This window comes from Kangiella sp. TOML190, assembly GCF_023706045.1.
Taxonomy (GTDB): Bacteria; Pseudomonadota; Gammaproteobacteria; order Enterobacterales; family Kangiellaceae; genus Kangiella.
Genome location: NZ_BQYL01000001.1, coordinates 269848 through 294577 on the forward strand (window position 1 = coordinate 269848; position 24730 = coordinate 294577).

The 24730-nt window shown below is 43.9% G+C and carries 25 protein-coding genes, 1 other RNA gene and 1 pseudogene; 6 read left to right on the plus strand and 21 right to left on the minus strand.

What is annotated here, in order from left to right; genetic code table 11:
• Positions 1-21: 21 nt before the first annotated feature.
• The 8 genes from ftsL to rsmI all read right to left on the minus strand — a co-directional run bounded on the left by ftsL (position 22) and on the right by rsmI (position 5586).
• A complete protein-coding gene (gene ftsL / locus NFS34_RS01195; RefSeq protein WP_251358014.1) occupies positions 22-384 on the minus strand; it encodes a cell division protein FtsL in 363 nt (120 codons plus the stop codon).
• Positions 385-395: 11 nt separating this feature from the next.
• Positions 396-1376, minus strand: coding sequence for a 16S rRNA (cytosine(1402)-N(4))-methyltransferase RsmH (gene rsmH, locus NFS34_RS01200; RefSeq protein WP_251358015.1), 981 nt, complete (start codon positions 1374-1376; stop codon positions 396-398).
• A gap of 3 nt (positions 1377-1379) precedes the next feature.
• Positions 1380-1835, minus strand: a complete 456-nt coding sequence (mraZ, locus tag NFS34_RS01205; protein WP_251358016.1) for a division/cell wall cluster transcriptional repressor MraZ — start codon at positions 1833-1835, stop codon at positions 1380-1382.
• An 882-nt stretch (positions 1836-2717) separates the two neighbouring features.
• An RNA gene (gene rnpB, locus NFS34_RS01210) (RNase P RNA component class A) lies at positions 2718-3094 on the minus strand.
• Between the two features lie 113 nt (positions 3095-3207).
• The gene (locus NFS34_RS01215) at positions 3208-3573 is read right to left on the minus strand and encodes a hypothetical protein (RefSeq protein WP_251358017.1); all 366 of its coding nucleotides are present in this window, start codon (positions 3571-3573) and stop codon (positions 3208-3210) included.
• 34 nt (positions 3574-3607) lie between these two features.
• Entirely contained in the window at positions 3608-4090 is a 483-nt protein-coding gene (locus NFS34_RS01220; protein ID WP_251358018.1) for a hypothetical protein, read from the minus strand.
• A 108-nt stretch (positions 4091-4198) separates the two neighbouring features.
• Positions 4199-4576 (minus strand): hypothetical protein, encoded by a 378-nt coding sequence (locus tag NFS34_RS01225; RefSeq protein ID WP_251358019.1) that lies wholly within the window; start codon positions 4574-4576, stop codon positions 4199-4201.
• A 146-nt stretch (positions 4577-4722) separates the two neighbouring features.
• The gene (gene rsmI / locus NFS34_RS01230; protein ID WP_251358020.1) at positions 4723-5586 is read right to left on the minus strand and encodes a 16S rRNA (cytidine(1402)-2'-O)-methyltransferase; all 864 of its coding nucleotides are present in this window, start codon (positions 5584-5586) and stop codon (positions 4723-4725) included.
• Positions 5587-5747: 161 nt separating this feature from the next.
• On the opposite strand from rsmI, the gene NFS34_RS01235 reads away from it, so the two are divergent.
• The 4 genes and pseudogenes from NFS34_RS01235 to NFS34_RS01250 all read left to right on the plus strand — a co-directional run bounded on the left by NFS34_RS01235 (position 5748) and on the right by NFS34_RS01250 (position 9219).
• On the plus strand, positions 5748-7598 hold the full coding sequence (locus NFS34_RS01235; RefSeq protein ID WP_251358021.1) for a penicillin-binding protein activator: 1851 nt from the start codon (positions 5748-5750) through the stop codon (positions 7596-7598).
• 34 nt (positions 7599-7632) lie between these two features.
• The gene (locus NFS34_RS01240) at positions 7633-8013 is read left to right on the plus strand and encodes a YraN family protein (protein WP_251358022.1); all 381 of its coding nucleotides are present in this window, start codon (positions 7633-7635) and stop codon (positions 8011-8013) included.
• Between the two features lie 29 nt (positions 8014-8042).
• A pseudogene (locus tag NFS34_RS01245) lies at positions 8043-8626 on the plus strand (phosphoheptose isomerase).
• A gap of 77 nt (positions 8627-8703) precedes the next feature.
• Positions 8704-9219 carry a BON domain-containing protein gene (locus tag NFS34_RS01250; RefSeq protein ID WP_251358023.1) on the plus strand — a complete coding sequence of 172 codons (516 nt, stop codon included), beginning with the start codon at positions 8704-8706 and terminating at the stop codon, positions 9217-9219.
• A 144-nt stretch (positions 9220-9363) separates the two neighbouring features.
• Here the strand turns inward: NFS34_RS01250 and NFS34_RS01255 are convergent, their stop codons facing one another.
• The 7 genes from NFS34_RS01255 to rplM all read right to left on the minus strand — a co-directional run bounded on the left by NFS34_RS01255 (position 9364) and on the right by rplM (position 14776).
• Positions 9364-9768 carry a ClpXP protease specificity-enhancing factor gene (locus tag NFS34_RS01255; RefSeq protein WP_251358024.1) on the minus strand — a complete coding sequence of 135 codons (405 nt, stop codon included), beginning with the start codon at positions 9766-9768 and terminating at the stop codon, positions 9364-9366.
• 1 nt (position 9769) lies between these two features.
• Positions 9770-10399, minus strand: a complete 630-nt coding sequence (sspA, locus tag NFS34_RS01260) for a stringent starvation protein SspA (RefSeq protein WP_251358025.1) — start codon at positions 10397-10399, stop codon at positions 9770-9772.
• A 70-nt stretch (positions 10400-10469) separates the two neighbouring features.
• Positions 10470-11321, minus strand: a complete 852-nt coding sequence (locus tag NFS34_RS01265) for a cytochrome c1 (RefSeq protein ID WP_251358026.1) — start codon at positions 11319-11321, stop codon at positions 10470-10472.
• Complete coding sequence (locus NFS34_RS01270) at positions 11321-12532, minus strand: cytochrome bc complex cytochrome b subunit (protein WP_251358027.1); 1212 nt, start codon at positions 12530-12532, stop codon at positions 11321-11323. Before NFS34_RS01270 ends, NFS34_RS01265 begins: the two co-directional genes overlap by 1 nt.
• The gene (gene petA, locus NFS34_RS01275) at positions 12532-13116 is read right to left on the minus strand and encodes a ubiquinol-cytochrome c reductase iron-sulfur subunit (protein ID WP_251358028.1); all 585 of its coding nucleotides are present in this window, start codon (positions 13114-13116) and stop codon (positions 12532-12534) included. The genes NFS34_RS01270 and petA overlap by 1 nt, the downstream gene beginning before the upstream one ends.
• Positions 13117-13946: 830 nt before the next feature.
• Complete coding sequence (gene rpsI / locus NFS34_RS01280) at positions 13947-14336, minus strand: 30S ribosomal protein S9 (protein WP_251358029.1); 390 nt, start codon at positions 14334-14336, stop codon at positions 13947-13949.
• Between the two features lie 11 nt (positions 14337-14347).
• Positions 14348-14776 (minus strand): 50S ribosomal protein L13, encoded by a 429-nt coding sequence (gene rplM, locus NFS34_RS01285; RefSeq protein WP_251358030.1) that lies wholly within the window; start codon positions 14774-14776, stop codon positions 14348-14350.
• A gap of 314 nt (positions 14777-15090) precedes the next feature.
• On the opposite strand from rplM, the gene NFS34_RS01290 reads away from it, so the two are divergent.
• Entirely contained in the window at positions 15091-15423 is a 333-nt protein-coding gene (locus tag NFS34_RS01290; protein WP_251358031.1) for an HU family DNA-binding protein, read from the plus strand.
• A 132-nt stretch (positions 15424-15555) separates the two neighbouring features.
• On the plus strand, positions 15556-17325 hold the full coding sequence (locus NFS34_RS01295) for a hypothetical protein (protein ID WP_251358032.1): 1770 nt from the start codon (positions 15556-15558) through the stop codon (positions 17323-17325).
• A gap of 107 nt (positions 17326-17432) precedes the next feature.
• On the opposite strand, the gene NFS34_RS01300 is transcribed toward NFS34_RS01295, so the two are convergent.
• The 6 genes from NFS34_RS01300 to NFS34_RS01325 all read right to left on the minus strand — a co-directional run bounded on the left by NFS34_RS01300 (position 17433) and on the right by NFS34_RS01325 (position 24629).
• Positions 17433-18830: a ComEC/Rec2 family competence protein gene (locus tag NFS34_RS01300; protein WP_251358033.1), complete on the minus strand. Its 1398-nt coding sequence runs from the start codon at positions 18828-18830 to the stop codon at positions 17433-17435.
• Positions 18831-19072: 242 nt separating this feature from the next.
• A complete protein-coding gene (zapE, locus tag NFS34_RS01305) occupies positions 19073-20161 on the minus strand; it encodes a cell division protein ZapE (protein ID WP_251358034.1) in 1089 nt (362 codons plus the stop codon).
• Between the two features lie 2 nt (positions 20162-20163).
• On the minus strand, positions 20164-20790 hold the full coding sequence (locus NFS34_RS01310) for an alpha/beta hydrolase (protein WP_251358035.1): 627 nt from the start codon (positions 20788-20790) through the stop codon (positions 20164-20166).
• A 115-nt stretch (positions 20791-20905) separates the two neighbouring features.
• Positions 20906-21265 (minus strand): hypothetical protein, encoded by a 360-nt coding sequence (locus NFS34_RS01315; protein WP_251358036.1) that lies wholly within the window; start codon positions 21263-21265, stop codon positions 20906-20908.
• Between the two features lie 228 nt (positions 21266-21493).
• Positions 21494-22930: an aldehyde dehydrogenase family protein gene (locus NFS34_RS01320; RefSeq protein WP_251358037.1), complete on the minus strand. Its 1437-nt coding sequence runs from the start codon at positions 22928-22930 to the stop codon at positions 21494-21496.
• A gap of 49 nt (positions 22931-22979) precedes the next feature.
• Complete coding sequence (locus tag NFS34_RS01325; protein WP_251358038.1) at positions 22980-24629, minus strand: acetolactate synthase large subunit; 1650 nt, start codon at positions 24627-24629, stop codon at positions 22980-22982.
• Positions 24630-24730 lie beyond the last annotated feature (101 nt).

Genomic DNA, 24730 nt, shown 5'->3' on the forward strand with positions numbered 1-24730 from the left:
AGTTGCGCCTAGCAGCCATTGTTACTCTCTAGGCTTTTGTGTTTCTCTCTTAATTTCGCTTTCTACGATCACTTCGGATTTTTTATCCAAGTGTTTCATCTTTAATTTTTTTTCTGCAATCGCTTCAATGCGACTGTGCTCAGCTAGTGCACTTTGTTCCAAACGCAGTTTTTGCCAATTCAAATCCAATAAATTCTGCTCATCTTCTAGCTTTTTATACTCACTAGTAGCTAAGCGGTATTGGTGGGTTTGAGCCGCTACTAAAATCGCTGAATAAACTACCAAACCACCCAGTAACAACAGACCAAAACGTCGAACAAACAGCGCCACCAAACTGTAGAAAGGCCATAAACGGTTGGTTTCTGACGACTTTGCCTTAGCCATCTATCAGCCCCTTAGGCCAGTTTCTCCGCAACCCGCATCACAGCACTGCGAGCACGGTTATTTCGCGCCAACTCGTCTTCACCAGCTTTGACGAATTTGCCCACTTTCTTCATGCGGCGCTCAATCATGTCTTCCGTGATCGGCAAACCCGCTGGAAAATCTTTGCCTTGTTCTTGATCACGAATAAACTGTTTAACGATTCTGTCTTCCAAAGAATGAAAACTAATCGCCACCAAGCGGCCACCCGTTTTTAATACTGCCAACGACTGCTCGAGCACCGCCTTTAAATCATCCAGTTCACTATTGACCGCAATACGAATCGCTTGAAAGCAGCGAGTTGCCGGATGCTTATGTTTTTCCCAACGCGGGTGCGCTTCGGCGATAATGTTGGCTAATTGCTTGGTGCGGGTGATCGCTTGCTCGCCTCTTTGCTTACAAATAGCGTGGGCAATGCGCTTGGCATAACGTTCTTCGCCATAAGCTTTAAACACAAACACCATATCTTCTTCTTTGGTGTTCGCTATCCAATCCGCCGCCGTCGATCCTTGGCTAGAATTCATGCGCATATCCAAAGGGCCATCCTGCATAAAACTAAAACCGCGCTCCGCTTGGTCGAGTTGGGGTGACGAAACGCCGAGGTCCATCAAGACCCCGCTAATTTCGCCAACCCAACCACGTTCTTTAACCTCTTGTTCTAGTTGAGAAAAACTCTCATGAACGATACTAAAACGAGGGTCTTGCTGCGCCAATTGTTGAGCAACCTTGATGGCTTGTGGATCCTTATCGAATGCTAATAACTGAGCCGAATCGCTCAACCGAGACAGCAGTTCCTTGCTATGACCACCGCGGCCAAAAGTACAGTCGATAAAGATACCGTCGATCTTTTGTGGACTCTGCTGTGAGTCTGCGCCTGCTTGCAAAGCGTTACCTTGCACTAAAGCCTCCACTGCTTCGATAAGTAGAACTGCGTCATGTGGCTGTTGGGTGTTCATCGCCTAAAAGCTCAACTCCGGCAACGCATCTGCATCCAATGGCATATCGGCCATCGCCGCCACATCGTCATTAATCTTGTTATGCCAGTTGTCTTCATTCCAGATCTGGAAGGTTTTTCCTTGACCGGCCAACATCAACTGCTTCTCCAATTGCGCATGCTCGCGCAGCACCGGCGGCAATAAAATACGACCATTACCGTCAATCTCATGCTCCGAGGCATGACCCAACAGCATCCGCTTAACACGGCGCTGATTCGGATCCGTATTGGAAAAGCTTTCTAATTTCGCTTCCAGCTGCTCCCAGTGTGGTAACGGGAACAATAAAAGGCAGGGATCGAATAAATCGATGGTCACTACAATTTGATTAGCGCAGGCATCATGGAAGCGCTGACGGTACTTCGCAGGGATCGCGATCCGTCCTTTTGCATCCATATTGATGGCATTTGCGCCTCGAAACATTATAATAACCTATTGTTTTAGTTAACTATTTTTAAGAAAGAGTCATGGAAATCGAGATTTTTTAACGCCATTACTGTTTGTTTATTGAGCGATTATTTACTTCGATCCACTTTACGACACTTTTTCCCACTTCTCGCCACTATAGGAGTTTGGACATGGTTTTGCAAGTAAAAACGGCCTGAAAAATGTGAGAAATGTCTTTATTTTCCAAAGACTTAGCAATAGTTAGTTTGCGCTTACAAACACATAAAAATAAAACTGTTATTTTTCAGAAAATTAGGAAGATAAGTTAGAAATCACTTTAAGTTGTTAGAGGTTAAAGAGAAATTTGAAGGCTTTTATATCAGGTTAGAGAATTTTAGTCTTGGGGAAACGACTGCGCTTACTATAAAAAAGCGATATACGCAGCGATTCAATCAATCACAATTCTACATTAAATAACGATGCTTACATTAAACAAGGAGCGCAGGTCGATAAGCTGCTGATCTGCATAAAAGCGTCGAGGGCAGTCATTCAGACGAATGCTTAAACAAAACTAACTTATTGATTTATATTAAAATAAAAAATGAAGCTGGCCGATAAGCCGCTGATCTGCATAAAAAGCATCGTGGGCAGTCATTCAGACGAATGCTTAAACAAAACTAAATTATTGATTTATATTAAAATAAAAAAAGAAGCTGGCCGATAAGCCGCTGATCTGCATAAAAAGCATCGTGGACAGTCATTCAGACGAATGCTTAAACAAAACTAACTTATTGATTTATATTAAAATAAAAAATGAAGCTGGCCGATAAGCCGCTGATCTGCATAAAAAGCATCGTGGACAGTCATTCAGACGAATGCTTAAACAAAACTAACTTATTGATTTATATTAAAATAAAAAGAAGAAGCTGGCCGATAAGCCGGATTCTGTCGTGGACAGTCATTCGTCTAGGCCATCAATCGCTCGATGACTCCAGCAACCTACCCGGTTCCAACGCGAGCCACGCCCAACGGAACCCTATTTGGTCTTGCTTCGGGTGGAGTTTACCTCGCCATCTACTGTTACCAGCAATGCGGTGCGCTCTTACCGCACCATTTCAACCTTACCTGTGAACTTAGCGAACTAAGAACCATCGGCGGTATCTTTTCTGCTGCACTGGTCGTCGGCTTGCGCCGCCCAGGCGTTACCTGGCACCCTGCTCTGTGAAGTCCGGACTTTCCTCTCCCGCTTTGTTTTTACCAGAAAAACGATCGGCAGCGACTGTCTGGCCAGCTTCTTGGCGCAAGTTTCAAGAAAAAGCAGGCAAAAGGCAAGCCTTTATTAAGATCATGCATGCAAAAACGAAAAAAGCTCCTAATTTAGGAGCTTTTTATCAATTAAAGACTTAAGTTATCGCTTGTTTGCGAACATATCAATAACGTTAGTATCCTTTTCGGCAAGCTGCTCGTTCGGAAGATCTTGGGCAACTTCGGTTTTGTAGTAAGAACGATTACGGTGAACGTGCTGCTCTAACTTTTCAACCCACTGTAAGGCATGGTTCATCTTATGATCGTCAGAATAACGTCCGCTTAACGCTTCTGCATATTCCAAGATCAGTTGTTTTGCTTCTTCTTCCGCTGGAACAGGGGTTTCCAGAGCGGATGCTATGGTGTAGTGATTATCGTTATTCTTGGCAAACTTGTAGCCCTTTGTGAATACAAAGACGCTAGCCCCCATTATCGCTAGAGGAATAACAATCAATAGTAAATCAGTCATCATTTATTGTGTTTTATAAAAATTTCGTTAACTTTCAATGCTTAGCCGAAAATCGACCTTTAACGTACTTTACCAGAAGTAATGCGAGAGGTGCAAATAAATAAGCAGAAATAAGCCAGCTAAGAGTAGGTATACCTATAGAGTATAATTTTTTTAGATAATCAGTATCCAGTATATTTCTTTCATAATGCCTAGATAACTCTAGGATTATAGAAACTATCGCTAATATACATACAGGTATCGTGACTTTTTGGATGTTAGGGTGCTTTTTTGTAACAATCAATATCATTGCTACGAATACAAGGTTCATAAATGCCCAAGTCACATACCAATAATATTTAGCATTTTCAAGGGCATAGAGCGGGTTAAACAGTAACTTATTAACCACTGATATTAGAATGAGTACCGCAATCAGTTTATACATACCTTCGGCTTTTAAGAAGAAATAAGCCAAAAACATAGCCAAATTAAACAAAAACCCGAATTGTTGCAACAGCTCGGCAACTTCTAAAAGCATTTGGTTTTACACGGCAGTTGAATTTAAGTATTTATTCTAACAATAAATGTTATTTCTAGTATTTTTTATTTATAAAAATATTTTATCCCTGTCTGACTACACAGTACTTCAAACATAAAGCGCAGGCTCAACTCCACCACCACCGTTGCTACCGTTACCACTGCCTACCGATAAAGCCAATGGCTCAACTCCACCGCCGCCGTTGCTACCGTTGCCACTGCCTACCGATAAAGCCAATGGCTCAACTCCACCGCCGCCGTTGCTACCGTTGCCACTGCCTACCGATAAAGCCAATGGCTCAACTCCACCGCCGCCGTTGCTACCGTTGCCACTGCCTACCGATAAAGCCAATGGCTCAACTCCACCGCCGCCGTTGCTACCGTTACCACTGCCTACCGATAATCCATTATCCATTTGTGCGGCAAGTCCTGTATTTGCTGCTAAACCTAGAGTACATGTAAATAAAAAAACGGATAAAGATTTCACCTTCTTAGCTCCTAATTATTAGTTATTGATTAATAAATTTAATAAGTAGGAGTACGATAACATAGATGCGTCAGATCAAATGTTAACCAGTCGACTTTTTTCGATCTAAGCTATTGATTTTTAAGGAAGTATGTGCATTAGTAGGACTAATCTTTTGCTTGTAACGCCAGCGCTTGGTTGTAGATCTGCTGCTTCTTTTCTCCAGTTAGCTTGGCAACTAGCTTTGCAGCCTTATTAGGTGCTAGCTCACTCAATAAAACCGATAGTAAGCGCTCGCTATCATATTCTTTTTTTGTGACAATATCTGTCAATCCTTCGACTAGGATCACAAATTCACCTTTTTGTTGATTATGATCGTCAACTAATTTTACATTTAAATTTTCTAATGTGTCGCTCAAAATTGTTTCAAAAGTTTTCGTCAACTCTCGGGCAATTACCACTTTACGGTTACCTAAAACCTCTTGCGCATCCTGCAAAGAAGCAGCGATACGGTGGGACGATTCATAAAAAACTAGAGTTTCTGCGTTATGTTTAAGCGATTCAAATTTTTTCTTTCGGCCGCTCGATTTTGCTGGCAAAAAGCCCCAAAAACTAAAACTGTCAGTGGGCAAACCCGCCACCGATAAGGCGGTGATAATAGCGCTAGGCCCTGGAATGGGGCTGATGTTACAATTTTTGCTTCGAAGTTCGCGTATGAGTTTATAGCCAGGATCGCTAATTAGTGGTGTTCCGGCATCGGAAATCAAGGCTATATCTTGGCCTTGCATTAATTTTTCTTGAATCAATTCGACCCGCGCCACTTCATTATGCTCATGAACCGAAATCATAGGGGTGCTTATGGAATAATGCTGACACAGTCTTTGGCTATGGCGAGTGTCTTCAGCAGCAATCAGTGCTACTTGCTTTAGGGTACGAATGGCTCTTGCACTAATATCTTCGATATTACCAATAGGGGTGGCCACCACGTATAAGGTGCCGCTCGCTGCTTGGCTTTGCTGAACAGTGCTCATTTTATCTCCCTAAAGATAATGGTAAGTGTGACGCTTTGTTAAAATTGCCATTTCACTTTTGCGTCGGGCTAGTGTTTACGCATAGAATAGTCACTATTCGGGCAACTTGTGGCTAACGCTTTAATTTATCAGTTATTTTTAACTGGCTTGAGCATGGAATTATGACAAAAAAATTCAATTCAAAACATCTTTTCTTAGGTTTAATCTTGGCTCTGGGAACTCTATCGCTGTCTGCTTGCTTTGCAACCCAAAGCCGCAGCCTGGGAAAATCGGATGATATTTACCAAACCGGCGGTAATTCTGCGGATTATTACCTGCAACAAGCAGCTCAATATCAAGGCAGCGATAAAGCCCCTTGGAAACTGCGGGCCGCCTCGGCTTACGCCAAAGAGCAGCAATTTAGCAACGCCTATAACACCCTAATTTCCTTCCAAGCCACTCAATTACCGCCGCAACAAAGAAATGCTTATTATTTATTAAAGGGTGAGTCCGCTTTGCGACAGCAAAAAGGCTTTGAGGCTATTCGTGCGCTACAATCGGTTAATCAACCTGATCGTCAAAGTCGTGCTTGGAATCGCCACTATCAGTTATTATTCGCCGATGCTTTGAGCCTTAATAACCGAAATGCCGATGCTGCCGTACGCCGTATTCAAGCCGCTGAACTGATCGATGATCCCAGCCAATTGGATAGCCAGTACCAGCAAGCTTGGCAGGAGTTAAGCCAAGCGCCGTTAGGGGCTATAGAAACGAAACTCAGTCGCGCCCAAGATCACGATACCATCGCTTGGCTAGAGCTTGCTCAAGTGCAAAAAAAATATCAGCGTAATGCCCGCCTATTATCCGAAGGCTTAAGTAATTGGTTGCAGCAATACGCAGGTCATCCAGCCATCAGTTATTTGCCCAGTGACGTCAGCCAGCTCAGAACTGCAGATTTTAGTCTGCCGCGAAAAGTGGCGTTAATCGTACCTTTATCCGGTCGCTTTGCTACCGTTGGTGGCGCTATCCGCGACGGCTTTTTAGCAGGCTACTTTGAAAGCCAAAAGTCTCGTGGCGAATTGCCGGAAATTCAAGTTTACGACAGCGCTAGCGGACAAACTATGGATCAGCTATACCAGCAGGCAATGACTGATGGGGTCGAAATGGTGGTCGGCCCCTTATTAAAAAATAATATTGATCAGCTCACGCGTTACAGCGATATGCAACTGCCGACTTTGGTACTCAATCGTCTTGCTAGCGATTTTAGCCCAACCAATATGTACCAGTTTGGCTTACCCGTCGAGGACGAAGCAGCGCAAATAGCTCGCTACGCTATTCGCAAAGGAGAAACTCGAGCCTTTGTTATCAATGCAGAAGCCTCGGTTGGTGCTCGCGCAGTGGATAGTTTTGTACGCACTTATGAAGATTTGGGCGGGACTGTGGTTCAAGTGGCGGATATTTCTCGCAACCAAGATCCCAAATCCGCCATTACTCGATTACTGGGGGTGGATAAAACTGAAAAACGCTCGCAAGAATTACAGAATTTATTGAACGTACCGGTGGAGTCATCGGGCCAAGGTAGTAGCAATGCCGATGCCATTTTTCTTATTAGCAACGCGCAAAAGGCCCGCATTATCAAACCCTACCTAAACTATTATTATGCTTATAACTTGCCGGTATACGCTACTTCCGACATCTATTCTGGCAGCACTAATCCACGTTTGGATAACGATTTATCGGGTATCATGTTTACCGATGCGCCTTGGGTTTTGGGCAGCAGCAAAGATATTCTTAGCGCCAAAAAATCACTGAGCAAAACCCTACCCAGTTCGCACAAACGTCTCGGGCGTTTTTTCGCCTTAGGCCATGATGCCTATCGTATTATTCCGGAGCTTGGCCAACTTTCGACAGTGCCAGAGTCGGCAATAGAGGGATTGTCAGGCGTTTTGAGCATGGATTCGTATGGCCGAATTCAGCGTCAGTTGGCTTGGGGGCGTTATGAAAAGGGGCGCGTTAAAACCTATAACCAGCGCTAAACTTAACCAAATTACTAGGTAAAATTATTACACTATGGCAAAGGACAGCCGAGCAACCGGAATTGCAATAGAGCAAAGCGTAAAACGCTATCTGCAAAAACAAGCTTTAGACTTTGTAGAGGCCAACTTTCACTCTCGCTTTGGTGAAATCGACTTGATTTTTTTAGACAAAAACGTGGAACCCCATTGTCTGGTATTTGTCGAAGTGCGCTATAGAGCTGACAATAGTTTTGGTAGTGCCGCTGAATCGGTAGATTACCGCAAACAACAAAAACTGCTAAAAACCGCTGAAGTCTATTTGCAACAAAAGAAGATGACCAATTTCAATGCGCGATTCGACGTGGTTTCAGCCAATGCAACAAAAGATCACAAATTTCAATGGTATAAAAATGCCTTTGAGGCGAGTCCTTGGTAAACTAGAGAAAACTAACTATTCAGATCGCGATGATAGACCGAATAAAAGACATCTTTACCCAAAGCATACAAACCAAAATTGCTGCCGCCGATGCTCTACCCGAGTCGATTGCGCAAGCAGGCCAAGTAATGGTTAATGCCCTGTTAGCAGGAAAAAAATATTGAGTTGTGGTAATGGCGGCTCGGCCGGAGATGCACAACATTTTTCGTCGGAAATGCTCAACCGGTTTGAGCGTGAAAGACCCAGCTTGCCAGCGATTTCCTTAACCACCGATACCGGTACCTTAACCTCAATTTCAAACGATTACAGCTACAACGACGTTTTTTCCAAACAAATTCGTGCGTTAGGCCAAGAAGGCGATATTTTATTGGCCTTCTCCACCAGCGGCAATTCGCGCAATGTGATAAACGCGATGGAAGCGGCGGTTTCTAAAGATATGCTGATTGTGGGTTTAACTGGAAAAGATGGCGGTGAAATGGCAGGTTTGTTTGGCGCCAACGATGTAGAAATTTGTGTCCCTTCCGAATCAACGGCCAGAATTCAGGAAGTACACCTAGTGGTGATTCACGCCCTTTGTGACTATATTGACAATGCCCTTTTCGGACAAAATTAGAGCGAACAAACTAAGCTAGCAAAATAAACAGCCTACAAGGCCTAACAAATTACTTTAATATTAGGACAACCCAAAAGATGAAATTCAGACTCCTTTTAATCAGTGTTATCTTAAATTTTGGCTTAATCTCATGCACCACTTTTGGCACCGTCGCTGAAGACGGTAGTATAGAAACTCGAGTTGATGATTTATTGGAACCGATCGAAGATGCCAATCCCCCCGCTTTTATCGGTGTGAAAAGTCATAACTTATACGTCCTAGTATACGGTCAAGTACCTAATCAAGCGGTGTTTGACGAGGTAAGTCAAACTATCACGGGCGTACCAGAAATTCGCAAAGTGTTTAACGAATTACGGATTGCCGATCCTGAAGCAGTCAGTGATATGAACGATTCTTGGATCACGACCAAGCTTCGCTCCAGCTTAGTCGCCGAAAAAGGCCTCGACTCTAAACGTATCACAGTGTTAACAGAAAATGGCGAAGTGTTTCTTATGGGCTTAGTGACCCGCGCCGAAGCCGACAAAGCCACCCTAATCGCTAGAAATATTTCGGGCGTAACCAAAGTGGTTAAGATTTTTGAGTATATAGATTAAAACTGCTGCGCGTCGTTTAGACTTTGATGAAATCTATTGTTTGTCTTGTTATTTAGAATGCTAAACTCCGCATCAAAAAATTGATTTCGCTGCAATATAATCTTTTTATGTTTTAGCAAAGCGGAAAAGCGGCTTTTAGTTTTTTTACTTCACCACTTTTAAACTAGGCTTACCCTTTTTTGGCTTTGGTGGTTCGTCATTAGGATCGTCGCCTTCTATATCGCCTTCGTACATATCGGGGGAGAACATGATCCCTTTATCATTCTCGCGAGTATAGATCGCTAAAATCGAATTCATGGGAACATAGATATTAAGTGAGGAGCCTGAAAATCGCGCTTTAAAGCTGATCGCTTCGTGGCCCATGTGGAAATCACCCACCGCGCTAGGCGCAATGTTCAAGACGATCTTACCATCGTTAGCGAACTGTTTGGGGATGTCCACTTGCGGATGGCTGGCATCCACTAGGATTTGCGGCGTCCAATCGTTATCGAGCATCCACTCGTAATAAGCGATGAGTAGGTAAGGCTGTAATGGCGAACGAGTCGCCATTTTATAGCCCCATACGCAGTTCTTGCTCTTCTTCGGTTAAGCTGACCTTAAAAGATTCGCGCTCGAAGATACGGTCCATATAGTCATGAATGGCTTTTGAGCCTTTGCCGGAGATTTCCAAACCCAACTGCTCGGCACGCCATAACAAAGGTGCAATCACGCAATCGACCAAAGAAAATTCTTCGCTCATAAAGTAATCGCTAGCTCCAAATACTGGCGATAGCGCCATCACGCTTTCTTGCAATTGCTTGCGCGCTTTTTTGGCTTTGGCTTCAGTACCGTTTTGGATGATTTCAAACTGCGAATACCACTCTTTTAAGATACGGTGCATCATCAAACGGCTACGGCCGCGAGTAACAGGATATACGGGCATCAAAGGCGGATGCGGGAAGCGCTCGTCCAAATATTCCATAATGATGTTGGCTTCATACAACACCAAATCACGATCGATCAAGGTCGGCACAGAGCCGTAAGGATTTAAGTCGGTCAAGTCTTCAGGAATGTTATCACTGCTCACTTCAACCACTTCAAAATTGACTCCTTTTTCTGCCAACACAATTCGAACTTGGTGGCTGTAGGCATCATTGCCCGAAAAAAGTGTCATAACTGAACGTTTGGCAACTACGGCCATAGATGTTCTCCTAATCTATATAAGCCCAACAAACAGGTCATTCGTTGGGCTAAGGTAACTTTTAATACGTCTAATGTACGTCTTTCCAGAATTCTTTTTTCATAAAGTAAGCTGGGATAAGCAATAAGACCAAGAATAAAATGGCCCAAATACCCATGCTTTTACTTTGCAGTTTGACTGGATTCGCGGTGTAAGCCATAAAAGCAACCAAATCACGAATGTTATGGTCGTAATCTTCTGGTGTCATACTGCCTTTAGCCGTTTGTACGAAGATTTTGCCATCTTGCGACAGTTCAGACTTCATTGCTTCAGCTTCATGCAGTTTGCTATTGGCTTCGGCTTTTTGTTGTTCGCTGGCTTCCGCATTGGCAATAATATTTTTTGCCTCATGGATAGCTGCTTCAACCGAAACCCAATCTTCGCTTAGCTCTTGAGTACCTTGCAGATCCGCTAAAACGTGCGGCATACCAACGTCTGGGAAAACCGTATTGTTGACTCCAAACGGACGCGAACTGTCCTTGTAGAAAGAGCGTAAGTAGTTATACAACCAATCTTCGCCACGGACACGAGCAGCCAAAGTTAAATCAAGCGGATCGACACCGAACCATTTCTTAGCCAACTTCGGATTCATGCTCTTCTTTAAGGTTTCACCAAATTTTTGGTCACCCAACACCAAGTTTTCCATCACCTGCTCTTCACTCAAACCTAAGTCTTGAGCGATACGCGAGTAACGAACATACTCCATTGAGTGGCAACCGGCACAGTAGTTGATAAACAACTTAGCGCCGTTTTGTAACGATTCTTTGTCCGCCAAATTGATGTTGGCGTGATCGTTTGGATAAGTTGCGCCACCGCCCGCAGAGAAAGCCACTGGAGCAGCTAGCGTCAATGCGGTAATCGCAGTAATAATTAGCTTTTTCATTAGTGTGTCACCCTCTCTGGAACTGGCTTAGTCTTCTCGAATTTTGGCAATAATGGCAAAATCACTAAGAAGAATACGAAATAGTAAACCGTACATAGTTGGCCTAAGAATTTAGTCACTGGCGTTACTGCAACCACCCCAAGGTAGCCCAGCACACAGAAACAAACCACAAACAAGGCCAAAGCAATTTTATAAGAAGCGCCGCGATAACGAATCGATTTCACCGGCTGTCTATCGAGCCAAGGCAACAAGAACAAGACGATAATCGCCGCCGCCATCGCTAGGAAGCCTAAGAAGGGATCGGGCACTGCACGTAAAATCGTGTAGAAGGGCGTGAAGTACCAAACGGGTGCAATGTGCGCTGGTGTTTTGAGCGGGTTTGCTGGCTCAAAGTTTGGACGCTCTAAGAAGTAACCGCCGAAATCTGGCGCGAAAAAGACGATGGCCAAGAAGAAGATCAAGAATACAATCACACCCACAATATCTTTCACTGTGTAGTAAGGGTGGAAAGGAATACCATCTAATGGTATACCGTTTTCATCTTTCTTCTCTTTGATTTCAACGCCGTCAGGATTGTTAGAACCCACCTTATGCAAAGCAACCAAATGTAAAAACACCATGGCTACTAACGCTAGCGGCACTGCAACCACATGCAATGCGAAGAAGCGGTTCAAGGTCGCCAATGATAAGGTGAAGTCACCACGGATCCACTCTACCAAGCCATCGCCAATTACTGGGATAGTACCAAAGAGATTGACAATCACCTGCGCACCCCAGAAGGACATTTGGCCCCAAGGCAATAGATAACCCATAAAGGCTTCCGCCATTAACAGCACAAAAATAATCATGCCGAAAATCCAGACCAACTCGCGTGGTTTTTTAAAGGAACCGTACATAACGCCACGGAACATATGCAAATACACCACCACAAAGAAAGCCGAAGCACCAGTCGAGTGCAAATATCGGATCAGCCAGCCCATATCCACATCACGCATGATGTATTCCACCGAAGCAAAAGGCTCGCTAGGGCTGTAGAACATGGTTAACCAGATACCGGTTAATAATTGGTTTACTAACACCAACAAAGCTAGTGAGCCAAAGAAATACCAGAAGTTAAAGTTCTTTGGCGCATAGTATTCTGCCAAGTGCTCTTTCCAGACCTTAGAAGCTGGGAAACGAGCATCAAACCATTCAAATAAGCTCTTAAACATTAGCTCTCCCCTCCCACCAAGATGGTCTTATTCGCGGTATCAATTACATAAGGAGGAACTTCCAAGTTAGCGTTTGCTGGAACGCCGCTGTACACGCGCCCCGCTAAATCAAACTTAGAGCCGTGACATGGGCAATAGAAACCGCCCACCCAAGTCGAATCCAAAGAACCCGGATCGGCAAATAATTTAGGCGAACAACCTAGGTGAGTACACAAACCAATCGCCACAAAAATTTCTGGCTCAATCGAGCGCCATTCGTTTTTGCAGTTCTCTGGTTGCTGCTTTTCATTGTCAGAGTTTGGATCTGCCACCAACTCATTAGAAGCAGTCACCGCTTTGAGCATAGCCGGATCACGACGCATAATCCAAACGGGTTTGCCCCGCCACTCAATGGTGATTTGCTGGCCGTTTTCCAGCTTATCATACGCTTGCTCAACTGGCGCACCAGCCGACTTAGCTTTCTCACTCGGTGCCCATGATTTAACAAAAGGCACAGCCGCGAAACCCGCACCAACCGCTCCAACTACCGAAGTTGCACCGATTAGCAGATTCCTGCGTCCTTTATTAACGCCTTCACTACTCATTAGGTTAGTCTCCCCACATCAAAAATTTGTATCCAGACCGAACCAGCCTAAACACCTGAAATCTATAGCAAAAATTGGCCGAAACCCGCGTTTAAACAAAGACCCCACAAACGCTAAGCTTATTAAGCCACACTGGTGGCGTATCATACTGTAAATAAAGAAAATTCACAATCTGGTCTGACCTTTAATCCCTGTCATTCCGGCAAAGACGGGAATCTTATCAGTAATCGTTCTGAAATCTATTTATCGCTTGATAAACATGAGTAGTTTACTTATTCATTTTCTACCTAAAGGCACTTCCTTTGGGTCGTTTGCCTGTCCAAAGAAAACGAACCAAAAGAAAGGACACCCGAAAATTAGGTGCTTCGCACTTCCCTCGCTCGCAAAAGTTACTTAACGCGCCACAAAACGAAACCTCCTGTTTCGTCTTTGCTAAATGGGGCTATCCCTGCCCAATTTACGCTATAACTTTTTCTCACTCAGCTAATTTTATGGGAAATTGGTCCAGACATCTGCATTTGCCCCCTTTAATTTCCACCGAGCGATGGCGAGGAATAGCAATTCAAATCGTGGACGATTTGAATAGTGAAAACCAGCACAAGGAAGTGCTGTTTTTCATGGTGCGTTAAGTTTCGAGGCTGAGTGAGGGAAGCCATGGGCTGGGAATTACGGGGAAACATCTTTTGGTTACTTTTCGATGTTTAGAAAAGTGACTCGCCGAGGGGCGAAAAGGAAAGGTATAAAACATAATCCACAAACAAAACGCCTGCATAAAGCAGGCGTTTTGTATAACTCTGGATGATTCTCGCTCTTGTAAGAGCTGCGTAAAATTAACGCTTAGAGAATTGAGGTTTCTTACGTGCTTTGTGCAAGCCAACTTTCTTACGTTCAACCGCACGCGCATCACGAGTCACATAACCCGCTTTGCGTAGCTCAGAGCGTAATTCACCATCATATTCCATCAAGGCACGAGTAATGCCGTGACGAATTGCACCGGCTTGGCCAGTACCGCCGCCGCCAGCAACCGTTACATAAACGTCGAATTTTTCTAAAGTTTCAGTTAACTCTAAAGGTTGACGAACGACCATGCGCGAGGTTTCACGACCAAAATATTGGTCCAAAGATTTTTGGTTTACTGTAATAGTGCCACTGCCTGGACGTAAAAATACGCGAGCAGTAGAGCTTTTACGACGACCAGTTCCGTAATATTGTTCAGCCATAGTCTCCTACCTTATATTTCCAAAGCGATTGGTTGCTGCGCCGCATGACCGTGCTCAGAACCCGCATATACTTTTAATTTACGGAACATAGCACGACCCAGAGGATTTCTTGGTAACATACCTTTAACCGCTTTCTCAATGATCATTTCAGGCTTACGCGTTTGTAAGTCATTGAAATTAATCTCTTTAATACCGCCAGGGTAACCAGTGTGACGGTAGTAGATTTTATCTTCTGCCTTTTTACCAGTAACCGTTACTTTCTCAGCGTTAATCACGATAATGTAATCGCCAGTATCAACGTGAGGCGTGTATTCTGCCTTATGCTTGCCTTTTAAACGACGAGCAACTTCAGTCGCCAAACGACCCAAAGTTTTGCCTTCTGCGTCAACTACGAACCAGTCGCGTTTTACAGTTTCAGGCTTTGCACTAAATGTTTTCATCTTTTCCAAGCTCCAAAAGCCGTTTTGCACTCTATGCGGGTAGCCGTAACTGCTTATTCACAGCCTACGCCACCTAAAAATTCAGAGCGCGAATTGTACAGAAACACCACCCCTAGCACAAGAGGTAATGCCATATAATTAAGTTTTTTTATCTGTCCTGAAGAAATTTACGAATTTTAGCCTTAATCCGTAACAAAAGACTTTATTTAACGGGCTTTTAGCGCTATAAAAAGCGCTGGGGGAGTCAATTTTGCATTACTCGCCAAGACAAGAGCTATTTTAACAGTCATTTAACATGAGGCAAAGGAAAAATAATGGCAACTCGTAAAGTTACAGCAGTAAAAGAGAAGTTTACTAAAACTCAAATTTTAAACGAAATCGCCGAGCAAACGGGTCTAACCAAGAAGGACGTGGGCGCGGTATTGGACGAATTAGGGGTAGTTATTGAGCGTCACGTCAAGAAGCGCTCTGTGGGCGAATTCACCTTACCTGGCTTATTAAAAATCAGCACGGTGAAAAAACCTGCCAAGAAAGCCCGTAAAGGTATCAACCCCTTCACTGGCGAAGAAACCATGTTCAAAGCTAAGCCAGCTTCAATCGCGGTAAAAATTCGCCCATTGAAGAAGTTAAAAGATATGGTTGGCTAAGCTACTCTTCAGAGAAAGCTAATGTACGAAAAGCCGGCAATTGTCGGCTTTTTTTATCGCGGCTTTCGCAACTATTTGTCAAGAATAAAAAAATACTATCAAAATATATTAATAATTAAAAAGGGGAAAATCATGAAGCACCTTATCAGCTCCTTATTACTACTCACATTATTTACTGGTTGTGCGACTTACGATATCAAGTCCACTCAAATAGATCCTAAAGCCGAGTTACCTGTTGGACAAGGCATTGTCGGAGTCCAAGTTATCAACAACACCGACCGCTTGGGTACTCTACATGACGGCTGGACCGCAATCATGGCTATCAGGCTCGATAATATGGATGAACTTAAAGCTGTGGCAATCGCTGCCGCCAAGGCAAAAGGAAAGCCTACCGATGAAGATAAACTCGACTGGGATCCCGATATTTATGAATTGAAGCCTCGCTCTCCTGGCGCTATCGATAGCCAGATTTTTATCGGCGCCATGCCTAAGGGTGACTATATGATCACGCAACTATTTTCCTATTATAGCGATGGCAATGTCAGCTCTTGGATAAGAATGCCGGTTGGTGCATCCGCCGGTAAGTTTAGTGTCCAAGCAGAGCGTTTAACGAATCTTGGTACACTAGTCTTTCAACCCCTGTTAAGCATTAAAGAAGCTTCGTTCTGGAGTTCAAGCTCTTCTAAAAAAGCCTATGTGACCACAGTGACTGACTTCCATAATCTCGGAACCTATATTGACGATCAGTTTCCAGATGTTTTAAAGAAGGTTGATAAAAGCGTCATTTTGGGCTGGAATCCAGATGATTACTCGCAGTTGCGCAACCAGCTCAGCCAATTATCACGCGACAATGCTTACGGCAATAAAGCTATCCTTCTTTCTGGCACCGAACATATTGGTGCCATCGCTTCACGTTTTGGACAACTACGACTGCTAAGTGACAGTGGGCAATGGCAACAAGTAAATCTACCAACCAATGGACAAGTTTCAGCAGTATTAGAGCTTGAAGGTCAGTTATTAGTTGGTAGTGAATATGGGCAAGTATTCTTGGGGAACAACTTTGACTCTAGCTGGAAAGCGATACACCCCATTTCAACCTCTGAAGCGATTGCTTGGTTTGGCAGTGATGGAGAAACCCATTACGCAGTTGCCAACAATGAAATGGATTACAATGTATATCAATTTGATAATCCCGAGTCTCCGTGGAATAAAATTGGAACTTTCGTAAAAAAACCTGCCAATGATTTTTTTGTGCAAAACGGCGGACTATTTCCCATCATTACCGCAAAAAATACTTTAAGAATCTTCAACGACAACATGGTGCATGACTACCTTAAGGCCACAAACAGCTGGCAGAACAGTGATGGCACCGCCCTAGTAAAACTAGCACAAACACGTTCGGGGGCCTTGGTCGCGCTTGAGGTCAGTCAGTGGGATGGTATTGGCGATCAAGTCGTTAGCTTCGACAATGGTAACGAGTGGTTAACCGTAAGCCGTAGTTTGAAGATGTTTGGCGATGACAAAACCGACGCAAGTTTGTCTTCAATCTTAGATGATGGAACTGTTATTACCCTCGGACGCAAAAAGAAAACCAAAAAATCTAAAAGTGAACTTAAAGTTATTAGTAATGGCAAAGACAAGCTTAACAACTCAAAGAGCTGGTTAGCCCATGGTAATGCCAAAGATATGTGTCATACGGTATTGCCAGAGCTAACCTACAAAAACACTTTATATTTTCTTTGTGATCAAGGTGATGTTGTTAGTACTTCGGATTTAGGCGCTTCCTGGCAGCAAGAAGTCAGTATCGACATCAAGCAAATGGAGCAAACATTCGATCAACTAATCGAGGCTTTAGAAAAAGAAGACGATAACGAACGGGCAAGTAAATCCGCAAGTGATTAGCGAATGTTCTGCTCAAACCAAGGTTAACACCTGAAGCTCTATAACTACTATAACCACTTCGCCTACATAGGCTGTCTTTGAATTAAGGCAGCCTATGAGTTTAAGCTTTAATGCTGATAGAATGGGCCTTGGTAAGGAATTTTAAAAGAGTGCCACTGATTTAAGCTCGGCTTTTCTTTTTTCTGGGCTAATACCGTTTCTTGGCCATTAGAGCGTGCATTAATATTTCCGTACTTAATGCCTTTTTTACTGGAGGTTTCTCTAGCCAGTTCGGTTGAGAAAACCAAAGGATAATCTCCTTGGCTGTGTTTAGCAGCAGCCCCCATTGCGTCTGGGAGGGGGTGATCGTAGGAACCATTATCACCTGACGAGAACACTGTAGCGTCAGGTGAAACCGCTCGCAAATAATTTAAATGAAAATCAGAAGAGCCATGATGACAGGCCTTATTAACAGCGCTCTTAAAAGCATTTAAATTCGAATACCGTTGCTCCAGAAACTTTTGTGCCGGCTGGTTCAAGTCTCCTCCAAAAAGAAAACTGGCCTGTTTATAGATCAACCGCAATACAATACTATTACCATTGATGGTATGAGATTCCGAAGGAGCCGGAAACTGCGCAGTGCTCGAAGCGGTATGCGGATTCGGAAAAGTCGGTAAATGCAATGGGCCCTTAGTTTTCATGGTCAAAGGTGCCAAAATTTCAAACCTTAAGTCGCCTGTATTGGGTAATATTTTAACTGGTTTGTGAGGATCTCGACGGTTAAGGATGGATATTTTTTGCAAGCGACCATCATTATGCGCTTGTAACATGGCATTTAATAATTTTGCGAACTTATTTTCATTACCGCTACTCGTTCTGAAATACCCTTGGTTTAATAATCGTCTGGCTGAGTCCAAATCTCTTAACTCGGTAGTGATCCCATTACCCAGATCTGGCCAAAACTTTTTATCGCCTAAGTTTAAAAACTTTAAGTCGAAGTCCGAAAACCTAGGTAAGCCATTATGATAAATACAACCAACTTTAAATCGCTTGTCTTTTAGCAGCTTCACTAGACCATAGTAGTGATCTAAATCAAAGTGACTAATGATAATAGCATTAATAAATAACTGCTCTTTCGGAACCAGTCCAAACTGTTCCTCCGCCCGAACTAGGTTTTTGAATCGCTCTACTAGTTTCGTATGAAAGCCTTTGTTAGGGCCGCCATCAATGATTACAATGGCTCCTTCTGCTTCGATTAAAGTCGCATCGCCCTGCCCTACGTCCATGAAAAAAACTTTCAGCTGTTGTTTTTCCGATAACTTATCTAGATCGACAAAACCCTCGTGTTTTTTACCTTTAGCGCTGAGCATAGTTTCAGCGGGGACTCTACCCGCAATATTCTGACTTAAATCCACATGTAACCGAGCACCAAGTAGCAGCGATACTTTTCCGCTACTGTGTTGATTATCATCACGATCTTTGAAGAGATAAGTGCCAACTGTTTTTACATACCGTATTGCATCCATTCAAATAAGCTCCCTAGCTAACCTATCAATTAGTATAGTGCGATTTGTAGAATAATCTTCAAACTGAAACTCAAATCTGAATAAAAGTTATCCATTACCCTTTTTTCAGAGAATAACCGGAATTATTATGCTAACAATTAGTCTACTCGTTAGTTGCTGAGGCGAAGGAAAGTGGTTAGAAGCAAACGCTAATTTTTATCGCTTCTCGAAGCTAGGAACAAAGTTTTAGAATCTAAAGTGATTTAAGCTAAATGCTCCTTGGCGAGATAATCTTTGGATTGCATTTCTTGCAAGCGACTGATGGTTCTTTCAAATTCAAAAGCAAGGCCAGTGCCAACGTACAAATTTTCTAACTCAACTTGTGCAGAGATAATCAACTTTACCTGTCGCTCGTAAAACTCGTCAACTAATGCAATAAAACGTCTGGCAGCATCGTTAATCGAATTATCCATTTGCGGGACTTGACTGACGAAAACCGTATTGTAGCGTCTGGATAGCTCAATATAGTCGGCGGCTGAGCGTGGCCCGCCGCAGATAGCATCAAAACTAAACCATGCCAAGTTTTCCGACAGGCGAACCGTATCAATCAAGCGCCCTTCAACTTTTAGCTTACAATGTTGCTCGCCCTTTTCGCCCGAGAGCTTTAAAAAGTATTCATCTAAGGTTTTGCTCGCTTGCTCATTAAGCGGCGTCAGATAGATTTCAGCTTTTTCCAAGGTTCTCAAACGATAATCGGTACCACCATCCACATTCATGATCTGACAATGCTTTTCAATTAAAGCAATCGCTGGCAAAAACCGTTCGCGCTGCAAACCATTCCAATAAAGTTTTTCTGGCGGAATGTTTGAGGTTGCCACCAATACCACGCCACGCTCAAAAAGCTCCTCAAACAAACCGCCTAAAATCATGGCATCGGTAATGTCTTTAACAAAAAATTCGTCAAAACAAATGACCTTGGCTCGCTCAGAAAGCTGATCGGCAATTTTGGTTAAGGGATTTTTTTCACCGGCGAGTTTTTTCAGTTCACCGTGAACTTCATGCATAAAGCGGTGAAAGTGCAAACGGATCTTTTTATCGGTGGTGACGCAGTTAAAAAAGGTATCCATCAAATAGGTTTTTCCGCGGCCCACACCGCCCCACATATAAAGCCCTTTAACCGATTTAGAAGTACCAAACAATTTACTAAAAAAGCCAGTGCCCTTTTGCGCATCCAGCTCTAAAAACACTCGATTTAAAGCTTCCACCGCTTTTTGCTGTGCCTCGTCGGGGCTAAAACCACTGTGTAAATCCTGTTGGTATTTTTCAATAGGGGTTTTGTTAGAAACAGCCATAGCTAAAGGTTTTTCCTTAACGCCGCTTCAAGTTCCTCGCGCAAATCCACCAAGCGACTATGAAAAAAATGTCCCGCAGCTGACATTTTGATAAGTTCTGGTTGCGGCTCTAGCTCATCAACCCAGTCGAATACTGCTTGCGGCTCTACCACTTCATCAGCATCCCCCATCACCACCAACCAAGGACAATTAGGGTGTACAAAGTCATCAAAGCTAAAGCGGTTTACGGGTGGAGCGATGCTGATCAATTGAGCACAGTTTTGTTTATGCGCTTGCAAAGCAGCAATCCACGAGCCGAAGCTAAAGCCCGCTAACCATAATTTACGGTTGGGGTATTCGTTGTTGGCATATTCGATGGCCTTGAGCAGATCCTGCTGCTCGCCACGCCCTTCATCATAAGCTCCCTCGGAATGACCAACGCCGCGAAAATTAAAACGCAGTGAGGGCATCCCTAGGGCAGCTAAAGTACGCGAGATGGTATAAATAACTTTATTGGTCATGGCGCCGCCATGCACCGGATGCGGATGGCAACACACCGCCAGATATTGCTCAGAATCCTGCTCGGGTAGATCCCAAGTGACTTCTAACTGACCAGCGTCGCCTGCAATTAAGGAATGACTTTTATTCACATCAACTCAACGGATATTCCAAATTAGGGTTATTTTCGCACAATTAGCATATTTGTATAGAACAAAAAAAGAGGGCTAAAAGCCCTCAAACCTCATGGAGACACCATTGAAATCGTTATTTGCTTACTTTTTGAGCAACATCTTTGTCACGCTCTGCCTTTTTGGGTAACTTTTCTGTTAAGGCTGATGTGTTGATTTGTGACTGTCGCAAACCCTGATCCTTTCCTAGCACCTTGGCAGCTTCTTTTTTCAAGCGGCTTTTCTTGTCTGCGTCATTCTTAGTTTGGGTATAATCCATTCCACCCTGTTCAACAGGCGAGTTTTGTAAAATCTTCTTACCTTTGAGCTTGATATCAGAGTGAGCTTTCGACTCAGGCTTTTGCTCAGATCCTTTTCGAATATCTTTCGCGGATAGCGACCAATGAGCACCTAAACTCAACAATAACATGCCCACCAGCATCTTCTTAGCTTTCATACTTAATAACCTATTTTGCCTTTGATCCAAGCTTTTACCTTATTGCTATTAAGCCTAACTAAGGCTGGATTGGAAAACTAGGTAGTAGATCGGTCTTCTGTGACTGGCTTTGCGTTTTGCCCAAGCTCATCGTTTTTTTTGTGATTGGCTTAGAAAGCAAAGGTGGACTTGTGCCACCTTTTGTTGTTGAAGAACCATACTAGCCGTTTAACGGCTCAATAACTTGAGCTAAATGTTCGGCGATTTAATCACCATCATTTTGTCAACTTGCATATCGTGAATGGTATAAGGAATACCGCCAGTACCATAGCCCGATTCTTTAAGGCCGGCAAAAGGCATACCGTCAACTCTAAAGGCCGTATGATCGTTAACCATCAAGGCTGAAGCATTGATGTGTTTACGCACATAAAAAGCATTATCAAGATTTGTGGTAAAAACCGCCGCCTGAAAAGAAACTTCAAGGCTGTTGGCGAGCTGAACCGCTTGCTCCATCTGTTCCACTTCATAAATACAAATCACTGGACCGAAAACTTCTTGTTCGCTAACTTGAGCGTCCAAAGGCGGATTTAGCAAAATGGTAGGTTGGTAGCAGGTATCAGAAATTTTATTGCCGCCTGTGATTAGCTTCGCGCCGGCCTTAACCGCTTGCGTTACCCATTCATGAACTCGGTCGCATTCTTTCGGTCGAATCAGCGGTCCAACTTCAGTAGCATCACTCAAGGGATCGCCAACCACTAGCTTTTCTGCCAACTGCTTTAATCCCGCGACAAAAGCATCAGCATGACCTTTTTGCAGATAGATCCTTTGTACCGACACACACACTTGACCCGCATGGTAAAAACCACCTTTGCCCAATAGATTTATGGCATTGTCATAATTAGCATCTGGGTAAACGATTGCTGGCGCAACCCCGCCATGTTCCAAAGCACTACGGGTTCCGGCAGCAAGCTTAGATTTGAGCATCCAACCGACTTTCGCGCTGCCAATAAAACTGAAGAAACTGACCCGCGGATCCGTTACTAATTGAGTCGCGGTGGAATTTTTGTCGCTAATAAAAACCTGACACCAAGCTTCTGGTAAGCCCGCTTCAATTAAAATATCGCGCACCGCAATACAAGATAATGGGGTATCACTGGCCGGTTTAACAATCACAGGGCAACCCGCCGCGACCGCCGCAATCACTTGGTGAATAATTAAATTCAAGGGGTGGTTAAAAGCACTGACCGCGACCACCACACCAATCGGCTCTTTTAGGGTAAAAGCTGCGCGATTAGCACTGTATTGATCGCCGCCCATCGGGATTAAGTCACCGTGCTCATTGCGAATCACCTCAATCGCCAACTGACAGCCATCAATAGCACGATTGACCTCAACTTTTGAATCAAGATAGGGTTTGCCACCTTCGCTAGCCGCCAAATTAGTCAAGTCTTCAACTCTAGAGCGAATAATCTCTGCGGCCTTCTGCAAAATCTGTACCCTTTGATGCACCGTCATCCAATTATCTTTATCCAAATACAAAGCTTCGGCGCTACTGAGGACATCGTCAAGGTGTTGCTCACCAACGGTCGCAATTTCGGCAATAGGGCTTAGATCATAAGGGTTGACCACAGTTAAGGTGCCGGCCTGTGGTAGCTTAGAATTAATTTTTACACCATGTTGCATCATAACAATATCCTTTAATGGCTAATGTTAGTGTTTAGGGTTAAATCAAGAATTAAATCGGGCAGACTATCTTGCCCAGTTTTTCTGTTAACTTAGGGTTCTCATCGTAATCCACTGGCAGCACAATCAACCGTGGCCCGGAATGTTGCAGCGCCTCGTTAAGTACGCCACTAAAGTCCGCCGAGTTTTTCACAAAGTAACCAGTCCAAACAAAAGCTTCAGCCAACTGCATCCAGTCGGGATTGCCAAAGCTTAACGGCGTATGACGGCCAAATTCGGTATCTTGTTTCCACTCAATCAGGCCATAGGCATTATCTTCCCACACTATAGCAATAATGTTGCTATTGAGTCTGCGCGCGGTTTCCATTTCCTGCACATTCATCATAAAGCCAGCATCGCCACAAACCGCAACAATATTACGATCCGGATAAACCAAACTGGCCCCTATCGAGCCAGGCAAAGCAAAACCCATCGAACAAAAGCCGTTCGGGATCAAACAGGTATTGGGTTCATGACAATGATAATGACGCGCGATCCACATTTTATGGGCACCCACATCAGACAATACAATGTCCTCTGGGTTTAGCGCTTTTCTGAGATCCCATAGACACTTTTGCGGTTTAATCTTACCTTCGCTGGTATCGTCTTTATGTTCAGCGAGCTCAACCAACATATCGCGACGCACTGCCTGCTGCTGACTAAAGTCAAAATCAAGCTCATACTCTGCCAAGGCTTCTCGTAACATATCCAAGGCATTAGCTAAATCGCCAATCAGCTCCAACTGAGGGTTATAGTGTTCATCTATTTCAGCCGGTAAAAAATCAATATGGATAATATTCTTATCGGTGTTTTCGTTCCACAAGTGCGGGTGGTATTCCACCATGTCGTAACCGAGCATGATGATCAGATCGGAAGCATCCAAAGCGCAAGCAGTTAAATCCTTGGCTCCTAAACCGATGGTAAAAAGGCAATGTTCGGAATCCAGATCAACCGCGCCTTTGCCCATAAAGGTGCTAATCACGCCAATACCCGTCAGTTCACACAATTGGCGCAGACTGTTACTGGCTCTTTTACGAATGCAGCCATTGCCCGCCACAATGATTGGCCGCTTGGCAGCCACAATTTTTTGAGCCGCCTGCGCCACTACTGATTTGTCGGGGTTCGAGCGGCGATAACGGATTGGTTTTATCGGTGTTTTATCACTCGGCAGATGAGCAATATTTTCCGGCAGCTCGATTAATACCGCACCCGGTTTTTCGGTACGAGCCAAACGCACGGCTTTACGAGTGATTTCAGGGATATTGTCTTGATGGGAAATGCTAACCGCCCATTTGGTCACTGGCTTAAACATTTCCACCACATCCATCGCTTGATGCGACTCCTTATGTAGGCGAGTAGTCGAGCCTTGCCCTGTTAAGACCAACATTGGTGCTCGATCCATATTGGAATTAGCCACTCCAGTAATCAAGTTGGTAGCACCAGGACCTAAAGTGCCTAAACAGCCAGCCGGATTGCCGGTTAAACGACCGTACGCTTCGGCCATAAAAGCAGCGCCTTGCTCATGGCGGGTCAAAATGAATTGGATCTTGTTGGATTTTTCCAAGGACATCATAAAATCCGCATTTTCTTCGCCCGGCACGCCAAAAATGTACTCAATTCCCTCTTCTTCCAAACATTTCACTAATAAATCTGAAGCTTGCACACATCACCTTCTTGGCAAATCGAAAAATCCATTGTAGTCATGAATACCCAAGGATTTCCATTGAATTTTACTATCAAGCAGATAGAATTTGTGGCATTTCT